General features: G+C 57.3%; 21 protein-coding genes. 6 read left to right on the plus strand and 15 right to left on the minus strand.

What is annotated here, in order from left to right:
* Nucleotides 1-57: 57 nt before the first annotated feature.
* Both B2590_RS12215 and B2590_RS12220 read right to left on the minus strand, forming a co-directional pair.
* A complete protein-coding gene (locus B2590_RS12215) occupies nt 58-519 on the minus strand; it encodes a hypothetical protein (protein ID WP_041334247.1) in 462 nt (153 codons plus the stop codon).
* A gap of 10 nt (nt 520-529) precedes the next feature.
* Nucleotides 530-1744 carry a pyridoxal phosphate-dependent aminotransferase gene (locus tag B2590_RS12220; RefSeq protein ID WP_036205287.1) on the minus strand — a complete coding sequence of 405 codons (1215 nt, stop codon included), beginning with the start codon at nt 1742-1744 and terminating at the stop codon, nt 530-532.
* Between the two features lie 240 nt (nt 1745-1984).
* Between B2590_RS12220 and B2590_RS12225 the strand changes: the two genes are divergently transcribed.
* Nucleotides 1985-2470: a glutathione peroxidase gene (locus B2590_RS12225; protein ID WP_075196229.1), complete on the plus strand. Its 486-nt coding sequence runs from the start codon at nt 1985-1987 to the stop codon at nt 2468-2470.
* Nucleotides 2471-2473: 3 nt separating this feature from the next.
* Nucleotides 2474-2944: a MarR family winged helix-turn-helix transcriptional regulator gene (locus tag B2590_RS12230; protein ID WP_286811706.1), complete on the plus strand. Its 471-nt coding sequence runs from the start codon at nt 2474-2476 to the stop codon at nt 2942-2944.
* On the opposite strand, the gene B2590_RS12235 is transcribed toward B2590_RS12230, so the two are convergent.
* Nucleotides 2904-5174 (minus strand): hybrid sensor histidine kinase/response regulator, encoded by a 2271-nt coding sequence (locus B2590_RS12235; RefSeq protein ID WP_228301351.1) that lies wholly within the window; start codon nt 5172-5174, stop codon nt 2904-2906. The two genes, B2590_RS12230 and B2590_RS12235, sit on opposite strands and share 41 nt — an antisense overlap.
* A 122-nt stretch (nt 5175-5296) precedes the next feature.
* Nucleotides 5297-6070 carry a hypothetical protein gene (locus tag B2590_RS12240; RefSeq protein ID WP_041336667.1) on the minus strand — a complete coding sequence of 258 codons (774 nt, stop codon included), beginning with the start codon at nt 6068-6070 and terminating at the stop codon, nt 5297-5299.
* A 232-nt stretch (nt 6071-6302) separates the two neighbouring features.
* On the opposite strand from B2590_RS12240, the gene B2590_RS12245 reads away from it, so the two are divergent.
* A complete protein-coding gene (locus tag B2590_RS12245) occupies nt 6303-7313 on the plus strand; it encodes a LysR family transcriptional regulator (RefSeq protein WP_007153713.1) in 1011 nt (336 codons plus the stop codon).
* Here B2590_RS12245 and B2590_RS12250 read toward each other — a convergent pair.
* From B2590_RS12250 to B2590_RS12285, 8 genes are all read right to left on the minus strand, one after another.
* Entirely contained in the window at nt 7302-8267 is a 966-nt protein-coding gene (locus B2590_RS12250) for a GNAT family N-acetyltransferase (RefSeq protein ID WP_286811705.1), read from the minus strand. The genes B2590_RS12245 and B2590_RS12250 overlap by 12 nt on opposite strands.
* Nucleotides 8268-8296: 29 nt before the next feature.
* Nucleotides 8297-9448: a cupin domain-containing protein gene (locus B2590_RS12255; RefSeq protein ID WP_091641339.1), complete on the minus strand. Its 1152-nt coding sequence runs from the start codon at nt 9446-9448 to the stop codon at nt 8297-8299.
* A gap of 3 nt (nt 9449-9451) precedes the next feature.
* The gene (purB, locus tag B2590_RS12260; protein WP_041334256.1) at nt 9452-10819 is read right to left on the minus strand and encodes an adenylosuccinate lyase; all 1368 of its coding nucleotides are present in this window, start codon (nt 10817-10819) and stop codon (nt 9452-9454) included.
* A 79-nt stretch (nt 10820-10898) separates the two neighbouring features.
* Nucleotides 10899-11543, minus strand: coding sequence for a high frequency lysogenization protein HflD (gene hflD / locus B2590_RS12265; RefSeq protein ID WP_036205300.1), 645 nt, complete (start codon nt 11541-11543; stop codon nt 10899-10901).
* Nucleotides 11540-12700 carry a tRNA 2-thiouridine(34) synthase MnmA gene (mnmA, locus tag B2590_RS12270; RefSeq protein WP_286811704.1) on the minus strand — a complete coding sequence of 387 codons (1161 nt, stop codon included), beginning with the start codon at nt 12698-12700 and terminating at the stop codon, nt 11540-11542. Before mnmA ends, hflD begins: the two co-directional genes overlap by 4 nt.
* A gap of 49 nt (nt 12701-12749) precedes the next feature.
* On the minus strand, nt 12750-13199 hold the full coding sequence (locus B2590_RS12275) for an NUDIX hydrolase (RefSeq protein WP_041334261.1): 450 nt from the start codon (nt 13197-13199) through the stop codon (nt 12750-12752).
* The gene (locus B2590_RS12280) at nt 13196-13837 is read right to left on the minus strand and encodes a pseudouridine synthase (RefSeq protein ID WP_273064951.1); all 642 of its coding nucleotides are present in this window, start codon (nt 13835-13837) and stop codon (nt 13196-13198) included. The genes B2590_RS12275 and B2590_RS12280 overlap by 4 nt, the downstream gene beginning before the upstream one ends.
* A 194-nt stretch (nt 13838-14031) precedes the next feature.
* The gene (locus B2590_RS12285) at nt 14032-14355 is read right to left on the minus strand and encodes a cold shock domain-containing protein (protein ID WP_041336669.1); all 324 of its coding nucleotides are present in this window, start codon (nt 14353-14355) and stop codon (nt 14032-14034) included.
* A gap of 316 nt (nt 14356-14671) precedes the next feature.
* Between B2590_RS12285 and clpS the strand changes: the two genes are divergently transcribed.
* The 3 genes from clpS (at nt 14672) to B2590_RS12300 (ending at nt 18583) form a co-directional block, all read left to right on the plus strand.
* Nucleotides 14672-15031 carry an ATP-dependent Clp protease adapter ClpS gene (gene clpS / locus B2590_RS12290; protein WP_286847951.1) on the plus strand — a complete coding sequence of 120 codons (360 nt, stop codon included), beginning with the start codon at nt 14672-14674 and terminating at the stop codon, nt 15029-15031.
* 18 nt (nt 15032-15049) lie between these two features.
* Entirely contained in the window at nt 15050-17320 is a 2271-nt protein-coding gene (gene clpA, locus B2590_RS12295) for an ATP-dependent Clp protease ATP-binding subunit ClpA (RefSeq protein WP_036205311.1), read from the plus strand.
* Nucleotides 17321-17551: 231 nt separating this feature from the next.
* Nucleotides 17552-18583 (plus strand): putative solute-binding protein, encoded by a 1032-nt coding sequence (locus B2590_RS12300; protein WP_051946689.1) that lies wholly within the window; start codon nt 17552-17554, stop codon nt 18581-18583.
* 69 nt (nt 18584-18652) lie between these two features.
* On the opposite strand, the gene infA is transcribed toward B2590_RS12300, so the two are convergent.
* The 3 genes from infA to aat form a co-directional block, all read right to left on the minus strand.
* Nucleotides 18653-18871, minus strand: coding sequence for a translation initiation factor IF-1 (gene infA / locus B2590_RS12305; RefSeq protein WP_007153725.1), 219 nt, complete (start codon nt 18869-18871; stop codon nt 18653-18655).
* A 78-nt stretch (nt 18872-18949) separates the two neighbouring features.
* Nucleotides 18950-19663 carry an arginyltransferase gene (locus B2590_RS12310; RefSeq protein WP_273064954.1) on the minus strand — a complete coding sequence of 238 codons (714 nt, stop codon included), beginning with the start codon at nt 19661-19663 and terminating at the stop codon, nt 18950-18952.
* Nucleotides 19664-20377, minus strand: coding sequence for a leucyl/phenylalanyl-tRNA--protein transferase (gene aat, locus B2590_RS12315; RefSeq protein WP_036205314.1), 714 nt, complete (start codon nt 20375-20377; stop codon nt 19664-19666). It abuts the gene before it with no gap.
* Between the last annotated feature and the right edge of the window lie 93 nt (nt 20378-20470).

The raw sequence follows: 20470 nt of genomic DNA on the forward strand, positions 1-20470 counted from the left end.
TGTGTCTGGGTATTTATATGTGGCCAGTGTGGCCATGTTCAACAGGTTTACGCCAATTTAATGATCGGACCGGTCGCGAAAGAACGTCGCCTGCATTACGCGGCTGATTTTTGCGGAGCTACCGCTTCGGAGGGCGTTGCGAAGCATGTGTATGTGCGTGGAAAAATCCTCGCGGATAGCCGGTGGCAGGTCCTGGCTGCTGTCAGCGTTGTTTTCTTCATGCAGATCTGGGCTGGCAGGCGAACTCAGGCGCACGAACGCCCGCTGGGTCAGCACGGCCTGGTCCAGGGCTTCCTGGCGGATGGTATCCACGTAGCGGAGCAGGCCTTCCTCAGCTAACCAGAGCAGGGTGCCGAAGCAGGCCATGTGCCGCTTGCTGTGGAGCCCGAACTCGTCTGGTTCGTCGGGGCCAGCAATGTCTTCCACAAACAGGTTCACCCGGCGGGGAAAGGCATTGTAGAGCTGAACCAGGGCGATTGCGGCGTCCTTGTAGAACTCTTCGATATGAATGTCCGCCATCAAGCCCCCTTCACAACTGGTAAGACGACAGGAAGTGTGCCAAACGCTTCATGGCATCCTCAAGGGCGTCCTCGCGGGGTAGGAAGACCACGCGCAGGTGTTGCTTGTCGTCGATGTTGAAGGCGGAACCCTGAACCAGGAGGATGCGCTCCTGCAGCAGCAGGTCCAGTACCAGCTTTTCGTCATTGACGATGGGGAAGCGCTTCGGGTCCAGCTTTGGAAACAGATATAGAGCGCCTTTGGGCTTCACACAGCTGACGCCTGGAATATCATTGAGCAGGTTCCAGGCGGTTTCCCGTTGTTCGAACAGGCGACCGCCCGGTGCCACCAGGTCTTCGATTGACTGGTAGCCCCCAAGTGCGGTCTGGATGGCCAGCTGTGCCGGTACGTTGGCACACAGGCGCATGTTGGAGAGCATTTCGATGCCCTCGATCAGGTCCCGCGCGCGGTGTTTGGCGCCGCTGATAATCATCCAGCCGGAACGGTAACCGGCGGCACGATAGTTCTTGGACAGGCCGTTATAGGTAAAGAACAGCACGTCATCCGCCAGTGACGCGGTGGGGACGTGTTCAGTGCCGTCGTACAGGATTTTGTCGTAGATCTCATCTGACAGCACGATCAGGTTGTGCTGCCGCGCCAGTTCCACCACCTGTTCCAGCAATTCGCGGGAGTACACGGCGCCGGTGGGGTTGTTGGGGTTGATAAGCACGATAGCCCGGGTGCGGCGGGTGATTTTTTTGCGGATATCGTCGATATCCGGGAACCAGTCCTGTTGCTCGTCGCATCGGTAGTGAACCGGCTTGCCACTGGACAGGGTCACGGCGGCCGTCCAGAGCGGATAGTCAGGGGCCGGGATCAGAACCTCGTCGCCGGTATTGAGCATGGCCTGCATGGACATCACGATCATTTCGCTGACGCCGTTGCCCAGGTAGATATCGTCGATATCCACCTTGTCGATGCCACGTTGCTGGCAATAGTGCATCACCGCCTTACGCGCAGAGAACAACCCCTTTGATTCCACATACCCCTGGGCCAGGGGCATGTTGTGAATAACGTCCTGCTGGATTTCCTCGGGAACGTCCAGTTCGAAAGCCGCTGGGTTGCCGATATTGAGCTTGAGAACCCGGTGGCCCTCTTCCTCCAGCCGACGGGCTTCACGCAGAACCACGCCACGTATCTCGTAACACACGTTATCCAGCTTGGCGGATTTGAGATAGTTCTGCATAAGCCCGGTATTTCCTTAGATCGGTAAGATGACAAGTGCCATGTTTCAAAGACAAGCCTGTATTCTAGCGGAGCAACGGCCGGCGGCAACAGGCCAATTGTGATGAATTGTGGCACAAATGCGGAGATTTAACGCCCAAAGCTCACAGATTCCATGAACTGAGCGTGACAACCGTGACGGAATCAGTTGTAAATAGGGTTGTGCAAAATATAATAGCGAAAAATACAAGGGAGGAATGTAATGAGCACGCAAAGCATCTACGACTTTAACGCGGCCGATATTCGCGGTGAGGAGCATTCCCTGGATGAGTTCCGTGGCAAAGTTCTGTTGATCGTAAACACGGCCAGCAAATGCGGTTTCACTCCCCAGTTCGAGGGTTTGCAGTCCCTGTACGTCGAGCTGAAAGAAAAAGGCCTCGAAGTGCTCGGTTTCCCCTGCAACCAGTTCCGGAATCAGGACCCGGCGGACGACAAGGCCATCAGCGAATTCTGTAGCCTTAACTACGGCGTGGACTTTCCCATGTTCGCAAAGATTGACGTCAACGGCCCTAATGCCCACCCGCTGTTTGAGTACCTGAAGCACAGTGCCAAGGGGCTGTTGGGATCGGAAGCTGTAAAATGGAACTTCACCAAGTTCCTGGTGAATCGTGAGGGTGAAGTGGTGCGTCGTTACCCGCCGACCACCAAGCCGTCTGCCATTCGCGCCGACATTGAAGCGTTACTGTGAACCATGACTGACGAAGACGACGTCCTGGCGCTGGATAATCAGCTCTGTTTTGCCCTCTACGCCGCCAACCGGGCAATAACCGCCCGCTATCGTCCGCTGCTGGCGGAACTGAATCTGACCTATCCGCAGTATCTGGTCATGTTGGTGTTGTGGGAAGCCGGGGAGAACGGACAGACGGTCAGGGTGTCTGACCTGGGTAAACGACTGCGCCTGGATTCCGGAACCCTGACGCCGCTGCTCAAACGTCTGGCTGAGCGTGATCTGGTAACCCGTTTGCGGGATACCACCGATGAGCGAGTGGTTACGGTCTCCCCCACTGAGAAGGGCAGTGCCATGCGCCAGCAGGCTCGGGACATTCCCGGCCGCCTGTTGTGTGGTACGGGCATTGATCAGGAGCGCATTGTGGAATTGAGGGAAGAGCTGCGATCTGTCCTCAGTCTTCTGGAGGCTGGGGAGGCGCCCAGCGGTCAATAATGGATTTCAGGTCGGCACGATTGTAAGGTTTGGTGATGTAGTCATTCATGCCGGACTCGAGGCAGTCGTCCCGGTCTCCCTGCATGACGTTGGCGGTGACCGCGATCACTGGCAGATCCTGCCACTCAGGGTTTTCACGAATGTTGCGGGTGGCCTCATAGCCGTCCATCACCGGCATTTGGCAATCCATCAGTACAATATCGAATCTCCTTTCGCCTTGCTGCAAGGCTTCCAGTGCCTGTTTGCCGTTTTCGGCCAGGGTGACGGTGTGGCCCAGCTTTTTCAGCATGCTGCTGGCGACCACCTGATTTACCTGGTTGTCTTCGACCAGAAGAAGATTCAGCGTGCGTGACACGCCAGCCGGGGTTGCGATGATTCTTGCCCTGTCCCCGATGTCCAGCCCAGCGGCCCTGCACAGTGTTCGGTACAACTGCTCACGTCTGAGTGGCATCGACAGTATCTGACGATCTTTGGTGGGATGGGCGGAGCCGTCCCGGTCCACCAGAATAATGCCGGTGCCGGACCAGGACGATGCCAGTTGTGCCGCGGTCTCGTCGCTTTCGTTGGCGGCGATCATCAGAATTCCCTCTCCGTCGGGTGCCGCCTCGCGCAGTGGAATGCCCCAGGCTCTCAGTTGATGCTCGATGGGCGTGCGGTGCGGATAGTCCCGGGGCATCCCGATATCGACACCTACCTGCTGAAGTAGGCTTGGAATAGCCGGCATCGACGGTTGGCTTTCCTGCTCATCGTGAACCGGCAGGGGCAGGTTCACAGTGAAGTGTGTGCCTTCGTGCTCCTCGGAATCTACCAGGATCTGGCCATGCATCCGCTCCACCAGTTGACGACACAGTGTCAGGCCCAGGCCAGTGCCGCCATAGAGCCGGGTAGTGTCACTGTCAGCCTGTGAGAAGGGTGAGAATATCCTGTGCAGCCCTTCCTTGGACATGCCGATACCGGTGTCGACAACGTCAATGCGTACGTTGCCGTTGTAGCGGGTGGCGTGGATGCGGACGAAGCCTTGCTCGGTGAATTTAATAGCGTTACTGAGCAGGTTGTTCAGGATCTGCCGAGTTCGGGTGGGATCGCCAAGAAAGCTTTCGGGCAGGTCACAGTCGATGTCCGCCACAACGTCAATATTCTTGCGCCTGGCTTGTTGGGCATGCAGTGTCGCACATTCTTCCACCAGGTTGCGGAGTGAAAACGGGATGTTCTCCAGGCTCAATTTCCCGGCTTCGACCTTGGAGATGTCCAGGATGTCGTTTAACAGACCGAGCAAACTCTGGCCGGCATTGAGCGCAATTTCCAATCGGTTTCGTTGTGCCTGTTCCATGTCGCCTTCCAGCGCCAGGCCCAACATCCCCAGAACACCGTTGAGTGGTGTGCGTATCTCATGGCTCATGCTGGCCAGGAAATTGGCACGGGCTCTGGCACGGCGTACAGCGTCCTCTTTGGCGCGAACCAGGGCGCGGTTGCCTCGCTGCAAGGCATCGTTCTTCTCGGAAATTTCCCGAGTGCGGTCTTCCACCTCCTGTTCCAGCTGGCTGGAGTAGTTCTTCATCGCACTTTCGGCCATCCTGAGCTGTGCGAGGCTGGAATCGATGGTTTCCAGATGCTGGTTGATGACACCCACCATCAGCCCGATCTCATCTTCACGATGATTCTCCGGCACAGGAAGCCGGACCTTCTCAGGCGTTTCAGCCTTGACCCGGCTCAGAGCACCGATGACGTTCAGCATGGGCCGGGTCAGCACAAAGAAGAAAATGAACAGCAGTGCAGCAGTCAGCACCAGGCTTTTCAGCAGGCCGCTGATGACGGTATAGCCCGCGCGTTGGAGGAACAGCAGGCCGTAGTGGTAGGTATCGATGGTGACCGTGAGGCTCCCGAGGGAGAGGTCGCTCAGCTGCGGTACCACCAGTTCCTGACTGAATACGCGGCTGTCACCAAAGAGCAGGTCGCTGATCCACCGATAGCGCGAATCCGGGCTGCTTTGGCTCGCCGCAGCCATGGTTTGGCCATTGTTATCGATAATACGGGCGTCGATGGTTGCGGGATGGCGAAGCAAGCCATCAAGAAGCTCTTCCGCAAGCCGGATGTCGATGTTGTAGGCGATCTGCGAAGCGGGGCTGTGACTGATTTCGATGAGCGCACGGATCTCCTGCTCCATGGAGTCCCTGGCGCTGAAATAATCGAGAGTGACCTGGACAATGTTGAGCACAAGGCCCAATACCATTGCGATTAAAACGGTGTCACGGGTCAGGCGATAGGATAGCCGCTTTTGGAATGCAGTTGTCACGGCGTTTCACGGTCCCTGTTGTAACGTTTCGGTGGTTTTCGCGGGGCGCCAGTTGGCGCCTAGTCGTCGTAGTCGGCTTTCTTGCGCCACTCATCGTCGTGGAGGAACGTATCCCATTCCTTGTCCAGGCTTGACTGGCCCGCGGCCGCGGCACTGTGTTCTTCGTCCCCCTTGATGGCTTCCAGTTCCTTGATGCGGGTACGGAAACTTTTCACGGCTTTCATGGCCATCGGGTTGTCCCTGGACTTGCCCATTTCGGTACTGGCCAGATGATAGGCGTGAATGGCCTTTCGAATCTGGTTCTGCTTCACATAATCGCGTGCCTGGAACACATGCAGGTCGGCGTGGGTCTTGTGCACCAGGAACAACACGAACTTCAGGTTTTTCTTGGCGGTGGCGCTATCAATCTTGCCGGCCTTGTGCATGCCCTCGATCATCTTGAACAGATTTTGCAGCAGCTCCTGGACATAGGTGGACTTTTCGGGGGAGTCGATCTTGATCGGAGTGCGCTTGTCTTCGCCGTCCATTACGGACTTTTTCAGCTGTTGTACAGCACTCAGTCGTTCTTCAACGGGCTGATCAGATTTCAGGGCCTGGAGGTCTTTGCAAGACTCCTCCATCCGCTTGATCAATAGCAGTTTCAAATCTGCAGTGAAATACTGGCCCGGGATTTCGGAGAGCAGGCGGCCGGCTCTTTTGTAGCTGTCTTCCAGAGCCGTTGTTTTACGAATACGCTCGATACGTGCGCGCTCTCGCATCTGACTGGCCACAATAATAATGATCGAAACGGTAACGACAGCCGCCAGTAGCAGCACAATCATTGTGGTATCCATCTTGTTGCAAACACTCCGGCTGAATGGACAGGCCACTGGCAGCTCCGGCCACAGAAAAAATCCGGAGAAATCCAGCAAGTATACGGAAGATTAGCAGAAAACCCCGGATGATTCCGTTCTGAAATGTGAAAGATTGCAGCTTCATATCAATCCGATGAATTGATACCCTGTTGACCATTATTCTAGTGAATAAAAGCCGTTTTTACGTGTTACTTCCGATAGGGGCCACGTCATGGACATTTCCCGGGTAGACCTCAATCTGCTTGTTTATCTCGATGTACTGTTGAGGGAGCGGAACGTCACCAAAGCCGCCAATCATCTTGGGATTACCCAGCCCGCGATGAGCAACGGCCTGCGCCGACTGCGGGACCTGTTCGGAGACCCGCTGCTGGTTCGTACCAGTGAGGGGATGACCGCAACCGAGCGTGCCACTGAGCTACAGCCACTGGTGCGGAGCATTCTGTCCGATATTGAGCAGGCGGTTCATGAGAAAACCGCGTTCGCGGCTATGGAAAGTCAGCGCGTGTTTCGGATCATGGCCAGTGACTACGCGGAATCCTGCCTGATGCCACGGGTACTTCGCCGGATTCGTCAGGAAGCGCCTCATGTGACTCTGGATGTTCTTACCCCCAGTGACGTGAGCTTCCTCGACGTGGAGCAGGGGCGCCTCGATATGGCGATCAACCGTTTTGACAAGATCCCCCAGTCGTTCCACCAGAAAACTCTGTGGACGGAGTACTTTGCCTGCCTGATGAACGCACGTAACCCGATACTCAAGGAGCCGTTTACCCTCGATACCTACCTGGACGCCAGTCATATCTGGGTCAGCAAGACCGGGTTTGGTGTCGGGGTGGGGGTGAACCCGAAAGACGTCCAGCGCCTGGGGTGGGTGGACGAGGCCTTGTCACTGATGGGCCGAAAACGCCAGATTTCCGTGTTTACGCGGCATTACCAGGTGGCGATGCTGCTGGCGGAGCAGCACGACCTGATCGCCACGCTGCCATGCCGGGCGGCCTGGTTGCAGAAAGACAACGCCAACCTGGTGGTTAAAGTGCCACCGTTCGAGATACCGCCGTTCGAGCTCAAAATGGCCTGGAGCCCGCTGTTGCAACACAACACGGATCACCAGTGGTTACGTAAGCTGATTGCCGAAGTGGCGGAAGAGGTAGACGCGGAATTTGCCCCGTTCGGAGCACAGTTTGAATCCACCGGGGTGCCCGGTATCCGCCACTCAGAGCGGTAGTTCTCGCAGTTCCAGAGAACTCCTTCCTGCATCCCACATGCGCTGGAACGACTCAGCGAGAAGTTTTACCCGGCCGCTGTTTGCAAACGTTGCAAAGCCTTCCGGCTTGTAGAAGTCATGCCGGTAAACCACGCCCTCGCGGTCCGCGAGCAGGAAGGGCTGGTCGTCCACCGGGTAATCCTCGTTCACCAGCCTCAGTTCAATCCGGCTGGGCAGGCGGCGCATCAGTTCAACAATCTGGTGACGGCGCTGGACCAGCGGCTTGTCATCGTGAATCAGAAGCCGCACGTCACTGAGCCGATGTCGACGGGCCAGGCCGGATATCAGTTCCCGGAAGCGCAGGCGGTCATAGAGATCATGGTCCAGCACCCGGTCATACAGCCAGATCCGCTGACGCGCCTGGCCAGTCAGGGAGTCGATCAAATCTACCATGGTGCTCTCGCGGTCAAACAGCCAGGCGTCCCGATCTTCACCCAACAACATGGGATTCTCACGGGTTGAATAGGCGTCGTTCACCAGCTTCGGAGCGAGGCAGCGCATGTCGACATGGGGGATTCCGGCGTCGTCGTAGAGGTCGGAACACACGTGAAAGCCCGAGCGTTGGTAGAAGGGGATGGCGTGTTCCTGGGCGGAAAGTTGCAGCTCGGTGAAACGCTCTGCGGCTTCGGAGACAAGATGGCGTAGCAGGACTTCACCCAGACCCTTGCCCCGGTGTGCCGGAAGAATAGCCATGCGGCCGATGTGTGCCGTTTCCTCCAACGTGGAGAACAGGCGGGCGACGCCAACGGGGGTGTTGTCGGGTAATACCATCAGGTAGTGGTCGGCAATTTCGTCGGTGTCGTCCCACTCCAGTTCCGGTGGGACTTTTTGCTCGTCCACGAATACGGACTGGCGGATGTTCCGGACATCGGCCGGCGTCAGTTGCCAGCTGTATTTTCGAACCCGTACGTTCATGCTGCCTTCACCCAGGTTTCAGTCAGATGTCAGTCAAAGTACAGAGAGCCCTGGTTGACGAGTGTGCTCAGAAGACCCTGTATGGCATCGTCACCGGCAAAGCTGGCCAGTGCGCCCATGTCCGGGCGAGCGCTGGCACAAAGAAGGGGTGCCAGGGGCCGTGCGTCGCCCCGAAGCAGGAACTGCTCACCGTCCACGAACAGGGCGGTTTCGTCCTCGAAGTCATGGTAGGCGAAACGTGAGCCCTCGTTCCAGCGCAATGGGTTGCCGGCCGCAATCAACTCGCCCAGCAACTCTGGTGTGACCGGTTCTTCCGCGGGCACAACGATTTCCAGGCTCTTGGGTGCCGTTGAGTACTGGCCGAACCAGAGTGCCAACTGGCGTTGATCACTGAGTTGGTCGCGGATGAGGCGGTCAAGCCGATGGATAACGTCGGGCTTGATGGCGCCGGGGTTGTCCTGGACCTTCAGGTCCGGATCATCCAGATGGTCAGAGGCATCGGAGCGGCTACACAGGAAGTCGGTGAAGCCTGTCAGTACATCGTCGACCGTAGGTGCGCGGAACCCGATAGACAGGGTAATGCAGTCGTCCTCGGCGACCCCGTGATGACCAACGCCCGGTGGCAGGTACAGCATGTCTCCCGGTGCCAGGGTTACCGTCTCCTCGCCGTCCCAACTGCTCAGGATTCGTAGCGGCGTACCGTCCACGCGCGGCGAGGTGTGGTCACAATGGCCGCCAAAGGTCCAACGACGGTGCCCCTCGGCTTGCAGAAGGAAGACATCGTACTGATCGTAGTGGGGGCCTACGCTGCCACCTTTTGGCGCGTAGCTGGCCATAATGTCATCCAGCCGCCAGTTGGGTACGAAGCGGAATTCGTCCAGCAGGTCCGCAAAGTCAGGAACCCAGTGGTCAAGACCCTGAACCAGCAGTGTCCAGTGGCTGTCTGGCAGTTTGCTGAAACGCTCGGGCTCGAAAGGGCCGTTGTGCAACTGCCAGGGCTTGCCGTTGTCGTCCTCGATCACAATCCGCGATTCAACAGCATCCTCACAGGCCAGTCCTGCCAACTCGTCGGCCGAGACAGGGCACTCAAAGCCCGCAAAGGCCTGGCGGATGACCAGTGGTTTTTTTTGCCAGTAGTCCCGCAGGAATTCCTGGGCGGGCATTCCGCCGGGCAGTTGCATGGTTCAGATATCCCGTGCCTGTTGCGTGGCGTTGCCAATGTAAGAGCCGGGAGTGAGTTCCATCAGTTCCGCCTTGGCGGCATCGGGAATGTCCAGTGACTCCACAAAGGCCTTGATCACATCCGGTGTCATGGCTTTGCCACGGGTCAGCGCCTTCAACTTTTCGTAGGGCTTCTCGATGTTGTACCGGCGCATAACGGTCTGGATCGGCTCCGCCAGGACTTCCCAGGCGTGATCCAGGTCCTCGTCCAGGCGTGCCGGGTTGATTTCCAGCTTGCCCAGGCCTTTCAGGGAGGCCTCGTAGGCAATCAGGCTGTGTGCGAAACCCACGCCGAGGTTGCGCAGAACGGTTGAGTCGGTCAGGTCACGCTGCCAGCGGGAAATCGGCAGCTTGGCAGACAGGTGGCTGAACAGGGCGTTGGCAATGCCCAGGTTGCCTTCAGAGTTCTCGAAATCAATTGGATTGACCTTATGGGGCATGGTGGACGAGCCTACTTCGCCTTCCACGGTTTTCTGCTTGAAGTAGCCCAGGGAAATATAACCCCAGATATCCCGGTCCAGATCGATCAGAATGGTGTTGAATCGAGCAATGGCGTCGTAGAGCTCGGCGATGTAATCGTGGGGTTCAATCTGGGTGGTGTACGGGTTCCAGTCCAGGCCCAGGCTTTCAATGAATTCCTTGGCGTTCTGGGCCCAGTCGATGGATGGGTAGGCAGACAGGTGGGCATTGTAGTTGCCTACGGCCCCGTTGATCTTGCCCATCAACTCCACGGCGCGAATCTGTTTCACCTGCCGGCGTAAGCGGTGAACCACGTTGGCCAGTTCCTTGCCGACGGTGGAGGGCGAGGCCGTCTGGCCATGGGTGCGGGACAGCATGGGTTGTTCCGCGTGCTCATGGGCCAGCTCCGCCAGCCGGTCAACGATGCGCTCCATGGCCGGCAGCAGGCCGTGGTCCAGACCTTCGCGCAACATCAGGGCATGGGAGAGGTTGTTGATGTCCTCGGAGGTACAGGCAAAATGCACGAATTCAGTAACGGCGTGCAGTTCCGGAACCTCGGAGATCTTTTCCTTGATGAAGTATTCCACCGCCTTTACGTCATGGTTGGTGGTGCGTTCAATGCCCTTGATCCGTTCCGCGTCTGCCAGCTTGAACTCCGAGATCATGCGATCCAGAAACTGGTTGGCGTCGGCGGAGAAGGCAGGCACTTCGGTGATGCCGGGATGGGCCGCCAGTTTCTGCAGCCAGCGGAGCTCAACGGTCACGCGGTTCCTGATCAGGCCATATTCACTGAAAATGTCACGAAAAACGCTGACTTTACTGCCATAGCGTCCATCGACCGGGGAAATGGCGGTCAGGGCGTTGAGTTCCATCGAAAACCTCTCAAGTCATCAAAGATACGGTCAAAAGAAAAACTGGGGGCGCATATGATACACCAGTGGTGGCCGGGATTCAGTCGTAAACCGAGCGGTTTGCCTTCTCCGCCAATTCCCGGGCGGTCATGATGACCTTGCGACGAGTGAAGATAAGCTGCCAGCGGCGGCCGCCGGTCTGGTGCCAAAGGACGGCGGAGCGAATACCAGCCAGTAACAGGGCACGTACTTTGGCCGCATTCTCCTCGCGTTGAAGAATCGTGGGCTCACCGCTGACCTGGATACGCTGGCGGAAGGTGCTGATGGTGTCCGTGTAAATCGACGCCACGTTGGCAATCAGGTTGCTGTGGCTGTAGCCGAAATGGCTTGCGGTGTGCCGGGCCTGGTCGATCCGGCTGCCGATTACATCCAGCATGTCGCTGTTTTGACGAAGCTTGGAAGAGAGGTTGATCAGGTTCAGGGCGTAACGCAATACTTCAATGTCCTGCTGTTTGCTCTGTTGGCTCATTACGCTGGCGAGGGTGGAAAGGCCTTCACGCAGGTCCTTCAGTTCACCGCCGAACACATCCAGGGTCGTTTCAGGTTGCGTGGCGAACAGTGAGCGCAGGCAGGTTTCAAAGCTGGACTCCGCGCACTGGCCGGAATGGGCTATTTGCTGGACCAGAGCAGAGGCCTGGAAGACGCCCGCCAGAGCCAGGGTCTGGTCGTGTATCGATCGGCTCATGCGCCGGCTCCTTCCGCCTTGTTGTCAGTTCCTGTGGGCGTCTGCTCACCGTCCCGCCAGGTTTGTTCGATAACGCCGCCACCAAGGCAGACCTCGTCGCGGTAAAACACGACAGACTGACCCGGAGTGACGGCGCGCTGTGCGTCGTCAAAGACAACCCTGAACCCGTTGTCCAGGGCTGTTACCGTGCAGTCCTGGTCCGGTTGGCGGTAGCGCGTCTTGGCTTTGCAGCGGAACTCCGCAGCCGGAGCTTCGCCGGCAATCCAATCCACCGGTCCGCTGATCAGTCCGCGAGAAAACAGCAGGGGGTGATGCTTGCCCTGAACGGCAACCAGTACGTTGCGGGACAGGTCTTTTTCCGCGACGTACCAGGGCTCGTCGCCAAACTCACTCAAGCCACCAATGCCGAGGCCCTGACGCTGGCCAATGGTGTGGTACATCAGGCCCTGATGGCGGCCGATCACCTGGCCATCGGGGGTCTCGATATTTCCGGGCTTCGCGGGAATGTACTGTTTGAGGAAATCCCGGAATTTGCGTTCCCCGATAAAGCAGATACCGGTGGAGTCTTTCTTGTCGTGGGTGATAAAGCCCTGTTCGGCGGCAATGCGCCGTACTTCCGGTTTTTCAAGCTCGCCCACCGGAAAGAGCGTACGGGCAATACGTTCGCCAGAGACGGCGTGCAGGAAGTAGCTCTGGTCCTTGTTGGGGTCAAGGCCCTTGAGCAGTTCGGCTCCGCCACTGCCGTCGTTCAGAGGGCGCTGGCGGGTGTAGTGGCCGGTGGCAATGTAGTCAGCGCCCAGGGTAATGGCGTAATCGAGAAACGCCCGGAACTTCACTTCCTTGTTGCAGAGGATATCGGGATTCGGGGTCCGGCCAGCCTTGTATTCCGACAGGAAGTGCTCGAATACCCGATCCCAGTATTCCGCCGCAAAGCTGGCGGTGTGCAGCGTAATACCGATGGTTTCCGCCACCGCCTGAGCGTCCGCCAGGTCGGTCATGGCGGTGCAGTATTCGGTGCCGTCATCCTCGTCCCAGTTTTTCATGAACAGGCCTTCCACCTGGTAACCCTGGTCCTTCAGGAGCCAGGCTGCCACGGAAGAGTCTACGCCGCCGGACATGCCGACAATCACTCGGGTATTTTCAGGTGCTTTAGTCATGTCTGGGTCTGTCGGGGTCAAAGGGGCGGATTCTAGCATTTAAGCCAGGTTACGTCTGCGGCTCGACAATGACATCCAGGGGAAAGCGGCGTCCGTTTCGGTAATCTTCTATGCATTGCATGACCAGAGGGCTCCGAAGTTTGTCGGCCTGTGAGCGGATTTCACCGGGTGTTAACCAGTGGGCAGCGATAATGCCGTCGTCCAGCTCATCGGTCACGCGGCCCAGGGCCCTGGCTGAGAAGCAAAACCGGTAGTAGGTAACGCCGTTGGCGGGGGCCTTGTAGGTATAGACGCCAAGAAAGTGTTCAGGGACCACCTCCCAGCCAGTCTCCTCCAGGGTTTCCCGCTGCGCTGCGTCAAGGATCCTTTCGCCTTCCTCTACGTGGCCCGCGGGCTGGTTGAGCACCACCTGACCATGGCTGAGTTCCTCAACCAGCAAAAAACGGCCATGGTCATCTTCAACAATAACGGCAACTGTGGCGTGGGGTGTCCAAGTCATAGGCGGGGTCGCCTCCGGGGTGCGTGTTTGCGGGGTTTCGCCGCCTTCCGCGCCGCGGTTCCAGGCGGGGGCGAAGGCGCGTGTACGGATGTTGCCCTGTATTCGCCGGGCGAAAGCCCGTCCAGGGTCCAGTCTCCAATACCATAGCGAACCAATCGTAGGGTAGGGAAGCCGACTGCCGCCGTCATGCGACGGACCTGCCGATTTTTACCTTCGGTGATGGTGATCTTCACCCAGCTCGTGGGGATCGATGCTCTGTAGCGTACTGGCGGGTTTCTGGGCCAGATCTCCGGCGGAGCCATCGTCGTAACTTCGGCTGGGCGAGTCTTACCGTCTTTGAGTTCCACGCCTTCGCGCAGTTTCTTCAGTGCCGTTTCGCTGATCTCGCCTTCAACCTGAACCCAATATGTCTTTGGCATTTTCAGCCGGGGAGAGGCAATTTGATGCTGCAGTTGCCCGTTGTCCGTTAGCAGCAAGAGACCTTCCGAATCATAGTCAAGCCGCCCGGCAGGGTAGACAGCGGGGATCTTGAGCCAGTCGGCAAGGGTGGCGCGGAGGGTGCCATCCGTGCCGCCTTTCTCGTCGGTGAACTGGCAAAGCACCCGGAACGGTTTGTTGAACAGAATCAGCGTTGCCATGGTGGCAAATGAACCTTGATTTAGGGAATCGAATTTGAACAGGCGCATTATGCCAGAAGTAGGGAGAGAGGGGGTTGGGGAGGAGGGCCCGGTCGCCCCATCTGGTTGCGGAACGACCGAACGTCCGGACACAGGCTAACTGGCCGGTCATTGTGGGCCGGTGTTATCTGCCTGGGCAGTGGTGGCGTCAGCCGTCAAGCGTTTGCCGCGCGGGGCTGATCCTGGTATCCACTGTCCTGATTCTGTTCCACGTCGTCGTCACTGCCGGACGTTTTCTCAGAAGCGTTCTCTTGGGAACTCTGCTTCTGTGGCTGCTCCTCCGGAACGATGTTGACCGCGTGGATCCCCTTGTCGCTGGGCTTTTTATCGAAGGTGACGGCCTGGCCGGCCTTTAAGGTTTTGTAACCTTCCATTTGCACTGAAGAGAAGTGAGCAAACAGATCGTCACTGCAGCCTTCCTCGATAATGAAGCCATAACCCTTGGCATTGTTAAACCACTTTACTTTGCCTCTTGGCATGATGAACTCCCCTGTTCTTTCACTGTCAGTGTCTTTGTTATTGATGTTATTGCCGAGCGTTTTGCCTTGCACGGATTGCAGCCTGTTATAGGCTTCTTACGCCAATTTACAATATTTTACATTGCTATCGTACTGTTGACCAATATTCGCTCAGAGTCAATAGCAGTTATAGCCGGAATGTATGGTTGAACCGGGGCCGGAGCCTGTATCATGGCGAGATTGATAACCAGCGCACGTCCGGTTACCGGAGGTACCTTGAAAACCGGGCGGCAGACAACCATCTTTAAGCAGAGGCACCGATTTCCGGTAAAGAATCATGCGGACTATCCAGAATTCTCTACTAGTATTAAATCAGGGGGAGGACGACCAGCCAGGACGTCAGGACGATGTCAGTGTTGCTCCCGAGAAGCCCGCCCTCAAGCGCCCCGCGCGCTTCAGGGTTCTGCTTCTGAACGATGACTACACACCCATGGACTTTGTAGTGGATGTGTTGATGAAGTTCTTCGGAATGAACGAAGAAAAGGCGACGCAGGTGATGCTGCTCGTCCATACGCAGGGAAAGGCTGTATGCGGGGTATATACCCGGGACATCGCGGAAACAAAGGCGGCACAGGTGAACCAGTATTCCTCGGAATGCGAACATCCGCTCCTTTGCGAGATTGAACGTGCGGACTGATAGACCTTGGGGTGGCCCATGCTGAGCAAAGATCTTGAAATTACATTGAATGCGGCTTTCAAAAGTGCCCGCGACAAGCGTCATGAATTCATGACCGTCGAGCACCTTTTGCTGGCCTTGCTCGACAACGAATCGGCAGTGGGCGTCCTGAAAGCATGCGGTGCAGACCTGGCCCGGCTTCAGGAAGAACTCGTAGAGTTTGTGGATTCAACCACACCACTGATCCCCAGCAACGACAGCGAGCGGGAAACACAACCCACGCTCGGATTCCAGCGCGTGCTACAACGTGCTGTATTTCACGTACAATCCTCTGGCAAGAAGGAGGTAACCGGTGCCAATGTGCTGGTGGCCATCTTCAGTGAGCAGGAGAGCCAGGCGGTGTATGTGCTCAAGAAACAGAGCATCGCCCGCATTGACGTGGTGAATTTTGTTTCCCATGGCATCTCTCGCGTTCAGGGTGCCGAAGATCAGGAGGGTCACGATCAGGCGTCTCATGATGAAGCCGCAGAAGAAGGCGGTGCATCACGTCCGCTGGAAAGCTACGCAACCAACCTGAATGACCAGGCCCGCCAGGGCCGCATTGACCCGCTGATCGGACGTGAACACGAAGTCGAGCGGGTGGTTCAGATACTGGTTCGCCGTCGCAAGAACAATCCGCTGCTGGTGGGCGAAGCGGGTGTGGGCAAGACCGCGATTGCCGAAGGCCTTGCCAAGCGCATTGTGGATAGCCAGGTGCCGGAGATCATTTCTGACGCGGTGGTCTATTCACTTGATCTCGGTGCCCTGCTGGCTGGCACCAAGTACCGGGGGGATTTCGAGAAGCGGCTGAAGGGGCTGCTTGCAGAATTGAAGAAAGAGAAGCATGCGATTCTGTTCATCGATGAAATCCATACCATCATCGGTGCCGGTTCCGCGTCCGGCGGTGTGATGGATGCCTCCAACCTGCTCAAGCCCATGCTGAGCTCAGGGGAAATCCGGTGCATTGGCTCCACCACCTTCCAGGAATTCCGTGGCATTTTCGAGAAGGACAGCGCGCTGGCTCGCCGCTTCCAGAAGATTGATGTGAACGAACCCAGCGTTGAGGATACCTACCAGATCCTCAAGGGGCTGAAGTCCCATTTCGAGAAGCACCATGACCTGAAGTACACCGATCAGGCACTGCGTGTGGCGGCTGAGCTGTCTGAACGCTACATCACCGATCGCCACCTGCCGGACAAGGCGATTGACGTAATCGACGAAGCCGGTGCCCATCAGCGTCTGCTGGCGGTGGCCAAACGCAAGAAGACAATCGACGTGTCGGAAATCGAGGATGTGGTGGCCAATATCGCCCGCATCCCGCCGAAGAACGTATCCACCAGCGACAAGGACCTGCTGCGCAATCTGGAGCGGGATCTCAAGATGGTGGTCTTCGGGCAGGATCCGGCTATCGAGTCATTGTCCACCGCCATCAAGCTGGCCCGTGCCGGCCTGAAGGCGCCGGAGAAGCCGGAAGGTGCCTTCCTGTTTGCCGGCCCCACGGGTGTGGGCAAGACCGAAGTCACCAAGCAACTGGCCAAGGTGTTGGGTATCGAGCTGGTGCGCTTCGACATGTCCGAGTACATGGAGCGGCATACCGTGTCCAGGTTGATCGGTGCGCCTCCGGGCTATGTCGGGTATGACCAGGGTGGTCTGCTGACGGAATCCGTGAGCAAGCATCCGCATTGTGTGCTGTTGCTGGATGAGATCGAGAAGGCTCATCCGGAGGTCTTTAACCTGCTTCTGCAGGTGATGGATCACGGTACGCTCACGGATAACAACGGTCGTAAGGCGGATTTCCGTCATGTGATCCTGGTGATGACCACCAACGCCGGTGCTGAAAGCATGGCCCGCCGTTCCATTGGCTTCAGTGAGCAGGACCACAGCACCGACGGCATGGAGATTATATCGAAGACGTTCACGCCGGAGTTCCGCAACCGCCTGGATGGCATTATCCAGTTCGGTGATCTCCAGCCGGCCACCATCACCCACGTGGTGGACAAGTTCCTCACGGAATTGCAGGCGCAGTTGGACGAGAAGCACGTGGTGCTCCACGTTGACGACGCCGCGAAGGAATGGCTGGCCGAGAAGGGCTACGATGTCACCATGGGGGCACGCCCGATGGCTCGCCTGATCCAGGACAAGATCAAGCGGCCCCTGGCGGAACAGATCCTGTTCGGCCGGCTGTCGGAGCATGGTGGTGATGTCCACATTCACCTCAAGGATGGTGAACTGGAGTTCGAGTACGAGGACGAACCGGCTGAGGCTGTGTAAGCAGCCCTGAGCGATTCTTCTCCTCTTGGAAAGGCCATGCTGGAAACAGCATGGCCTTTTTTGTCACTGGCCGACCATCAATTGACTCTGTTGAAGGGCCAGCCCTGACATTGTCGTCAATCCAATTGCTCCGCTTCTCTGTCAAATTGTTGTCTGACAGTCAGATTACCTGACGCGTACGCGCCGTGGTCTGTGTTTCCGTGAAACAACAATGATAAGGAGAACCGGGAAATGAAAGCGTTATCCATGCTTTTGCTGGTTGTGCTCGGGCTTTCCGGCTGGAGCAATGCCGGCGCGAGTGAGCGCCGTGAGTTCTGTGTATTTGATGTCGCCGGAGCAAGTGGATTTGTCTACCGTACGTTGCAGGATTACCACCGCAAGGCCGCATTGGCCGGCGTAGGCCTTAACATGCGTCCCTACACCGATGAAGATCAGGCCGTCGCAGATCTAAGAGCCGGGCGTTGCGACATTGTGGCGGTGACCGATATGGGCGCCCGTAAATTCAACGATTTTTCAGGCTCCATCAGTGCCATCGGGGCGATTCCCTATTATGAAGACCTGAAAGTGCTGCTCCATATTCTGGCCAGCCCCAGGGTTGACCGTCATCTTGAGCAGAATGGTTACGAGGTGTTGGGTGTGACGCCGATGGGAGCGGCTTACCTGTTCGTGAACGACCGGGCGATTGACCACGTGGAGGCTCTGGAGGGAAAGCGCATCACGGTGTTCGAGGGGCACCACGATGCCCGTCATATGGTTGAGTATGTTGGCGCGGTGCCGGTTGCGGCAAAAATTTCCGACTTTGCCAGCCTGTTCAATTCCGGCGAGGCTGATATCAGTTATGCGCCGGCGGCAGCCTACGAGGTGCTGGAGATGTTCCGGGGCATGGGCAGCAAAGGTGGTATTGTCGATTATCCGGTAGGGCAGGTAACCGTTCAGTTGATCGCCCGGGCGGATGAGTTCGACGACGCTTTTGTCAGGAAGTCACGGCGGATCATGTCCAGGCTCTACCCGGAGGCCATGCGCATTGTGAGGCAGTACGAACGGTCGATTCCCGAGGAGCGCTGGGTCAAGATTTCACCCGAAGCCGTCCGGGGTTACCAGGAAATGTTGCGCAGCGTGAGGATTGATATGCAGCAGTCCACGGAAGACTCGGGCATGCTGGCTGCGGGTGTGTACCATGACGACATGATGACGATACTGCGGAAGGTGCGGTGTTATACCAATCCAGGCGCGATGGAATGCTCGGCGGACAATCGGGAGTAGCGGCCTGGCATGGAAAGGCCTGAAAATAAAAAGCCCCGATATTCGGGGCTTTCAAGTCTCATACAGCTATCAGCGGGCGCGGTACACGATGCGTCCTTTGCTCAGGTCGTAGGGGGTCAGTTCTACCTTGACCTTGTCGCCTGTCAGAATACGGATATAGTTCTTGCGCATCTTGCCAGAAATGTGAGCGGTCACAATATGGCCGTTTTCGAGTTCAACCCGGAACATGGTGTTTGGAAGCGTATCAACAATAACGCCTTCCATTTCAATAGCATCGGACTTCGCCATTCAGTAAAAACCTCGTAAATTGGCTTGCTGTGATTTTAAATTGCGCAATTCTGCCTGATTTACCGCCATTTGGCAAAATCAGTTCACTTCCATGGTGTGCCATTGCCCGTCCCGAAGCGCTTCGATCGGGCGGAATCGTGTTTTATAGTTCATTTTCCGACATTCTTCGATCCAATACCCCAGATACAGGTGCGGAAGCCCCAGCCGTTTTGCTTCCTCTATCTGCCAAAGCACCGCAAAGGTGCCCAGGCTTCGGCTTTCGTAGGCAGGATCAAATACGGTATAGATGGCGGACAGGCCTTCGTCCAGCATGTCCACGGCGGCCAGGCCCACCAGGTTGTCTCCGTCCATGATTTCGACAAACCAGGAATCGGTGGCGCCTTCCACCAGGAACGACATGAACTGTTCACGGGAGGGTGGGTACATGTCGCCGTCAGAGTGCCGTTGTTCAATGTAATGGGCGTAGAGGCTGTAATACCGTTCCGAAAAGGTTGCCTTGACCATGCGGCAACTAAGATTGGCGTTCTTTTTCATAACCCTGCGTTGGCTGCGGTCAGGCTGGAACTCTTCCACCTTGAGCCTGACAGGAACACAGGCATTGCAGCTTTCGCAGTGGGGGCGATAGTAATGCGAGCCACTTCGACGGAAGCCCAGGGCGGTCAGTTGGCTGTACAGCCGCTTGTCCACATGGGCCCTCGGGTCGACGAACATGGTGGTTGCTTCGCGATCTGGCAGGTAACTGCAGTCGTGGGCCGGCGTGGCAAAAAACACCAGGGTCCTGAGATTGCTCATTCACACCTCCGGGCCGGGCCACTGCCACCGGAAGCCCCAGTCGCTGTGGTCCGGACTACTGTCGACGCATGTCCTGAGTATAGATAAAAATTCGCTGCGTGGGATACTTCGCGCACCCATTCGCAACAGATGGCCGCTTTCCACCTGGCAATCCATAATCTGATAGCCCCAATCCCGGAGTTGATTGGCCAGATGGACCATCAATACTTTCGAGGCATTGGTTTCCAGTGAAAACATGGACTCACCAAAAAAGCAGCGGCCAATGGCCAGGCCGTACATTCCCCCGGCCAGTTCTCCCTTTGGATTCCATACTTCTATGGAGTGGGCTACCCCCTGTTTGTGAAGCTGGCCATAGCTGTCAATCATATCCTGGGTGATCCAGGTGCCTTCGGCACGGGTGTTGGCGCAGAGGCGGATGATGCGGGGGAAAGCCTGGTCGGCGGTGATGGTGAAATAGCCGCGGTTGAGGGTGCGCCGGAGGCTTCTGGAGATGTGGATCTCTTCCGGGAAAAGGACGCATCTGGGGCTGGGGGACCACCAGAGTATGGGCTGGTCGTCGCTGAACCAGGGGAAGATGCCGTTGCGGTAGGCGAGTTTGAGCCGCTCGGTGGATAGGTCACCGCCCAGTGCCAGCAATCCGTCGGGGTCGTCCAGGGCCTGTTCGGCGGGGGGGAACCAGAGTTGGTCGGGGTCTAGCCAGGGTAGTGACGTCATCTCGGTCCGGAGTTAGTACTCGAGTGTTGGTGGAGTCGGCGAGTGGTCACGGATGTCTGAAACACGCTCGAGCACGTCCGTGTGGCGCTTGGG

The organism is Marinobacter sp. UBA3604 (genome assembly GCF_002375325.1).
GTDB classification, from domain to species: Bacteria; Pseudomonadota; Gammaproteobacteria; order Pseudomonadales; family Oleiphilaceae; genus Marinobacter; species Marinobacter salarius.

Bases quoted from the DNA above. Each gene is read 5' to 3' on its own strand.
- hflD (WP_036205300.1), bottom strand. From the start codon at position 11,543: ATGAGCCGATCGATACACGACCAGACCCTGGCTCTGGCGGGCGTCTTC.
- mnmA (WP_286811704.1), bottom strand. From the start codon at position 12,700: ATGACTAAAGCACCTGAAAATACCCGAGTGATTGTCGGCATGTCCGGC.
- purB (WP_041334256.1), bottom strand. From the start codon at position 10,819: ATGGAACTCAACGCCCTGACCGCCATTTCCCCGGTCGATGGACGCTAT.
- B2590_RS12285 (WP_041336669.1), bottom strand. From the start codon at position 14,355: ATGCCAAGAGGCAAAGTAAAGTGGTTTAACAATGCCAAGGGTTATGGC.
- infA (WP_007153725.1), bottom strand. From the start codon at position 18,871: ATGGCGAAGTCCGATGCTATTGAAATGGAAGGCGTTATTGTTGATACG.
- B2590_RS12245 (WP_007153713.1), top strand. From the start codon at position 6,303: ATGGACATTTCCCGGGTAGACCTCAATCTGCTTGTTTATCTCGATGTA.
- clpA (WP_036205311.1), top strand. From the start codon at position 15,050: ATGCTGAGCAAAGATCTTGAAATTACATTGAATGCGGCTTTCAAAAGT.
- B2590_RS12240 (WP_041336667.1), bottom strand. From the start codon at position 6,070: ATGGATACCACAATGATTGTGCTGCTACTGGCGGCTGTCGTTACCGTT.
- B2590_RS12230 (WP_286811706.1), top strand. From the start codon at position 2,474: ATGACTGACGAAGACGACGTCCTGGCGCTGGATAATCAGCTCTGTTTT.
- B2590_RS12235 (WP_228301351.1), bottom strand. From the start codon at position 5,174: ATGGTATTGGGCCTTGTGCTCAACATTGTCCAGGTCACTCTCGATTAT.
- aat (WP_036205314.1), bottom strand. From the start codon at position 20,377: ATGACGTCACTACCCTGGCTAGACCCCGACCAACTCTGGTTCCCCCCC.
- B2590_RS12215 (WP_041334247.1), bottom strand. From the start codon at position 519: ATGGCGGACATTCATATCGAAGAGTTCTACAAGGACGCCGCAATCGCC.
- B2590_RS12255 (WP_091641339.1), bottom strand. From the start codon at position 9,448: ATGCAACTGCCCGGCGGAATGCCCGCCCAGGAATTCCTGCGGGACTAC.
- B2590_RS12220 (WP_036205287.1), bottom strand. From the start codon at position 1,744: ATGCAGAACTATCTCAAATCCGCCAAGCTGGATAACGTGTGTTACGAG.
- B2590_RS12225 (WP_075196229.1), top strand. From the start codon at position 1,985: ATGAGCACGCAAAGCATCTACGACTTTAACGCGGCCGATATTCGCGGT.
- B2590_RS12250 (WP_286811705.1), bottom strand. From the start codon at position 8,267: ATGAACGTACGGGTTCGAAAATACAGCTGGCAACTGACGCCGGCCGAT.
- B2590_RS12310 (WP_273064954.1), bottom strand. From the start codon at position 19,663: ATGAGCAATCTCAGGACCCTGGTGTTTTTTGCCACGCCGGCCCACGAC.
- B2590_RS12300 (WP_051946689.1), top strand. From the start codon at position 17,552: ATGAAAGCGTTATCCATGCTTTTGCTGGTTGTGCTCGGGCTTTCCGGC.
- B2590_RS12280 (WP_273064951.1), bottom strand. From the start codon at position 13,837: ATGGCAACGCTGATTCTGTTCAACAAACCGTTCCGGGTGCTTTGCCAG.
- clpS (WP_286847951.1), top strand. From the start codon at position 14,672: ATGCGGACTATCCAGAATTCTCTACTAGTATTAAATCAGGGGGAGGAC.
- B2590_RS12275 (WP_041334261.1), bottom strand. From the start codon at position 13,199: ATGACTTGGACACCCCACGCCACAGTTGCCGTTATTGTTGAAGATGAC.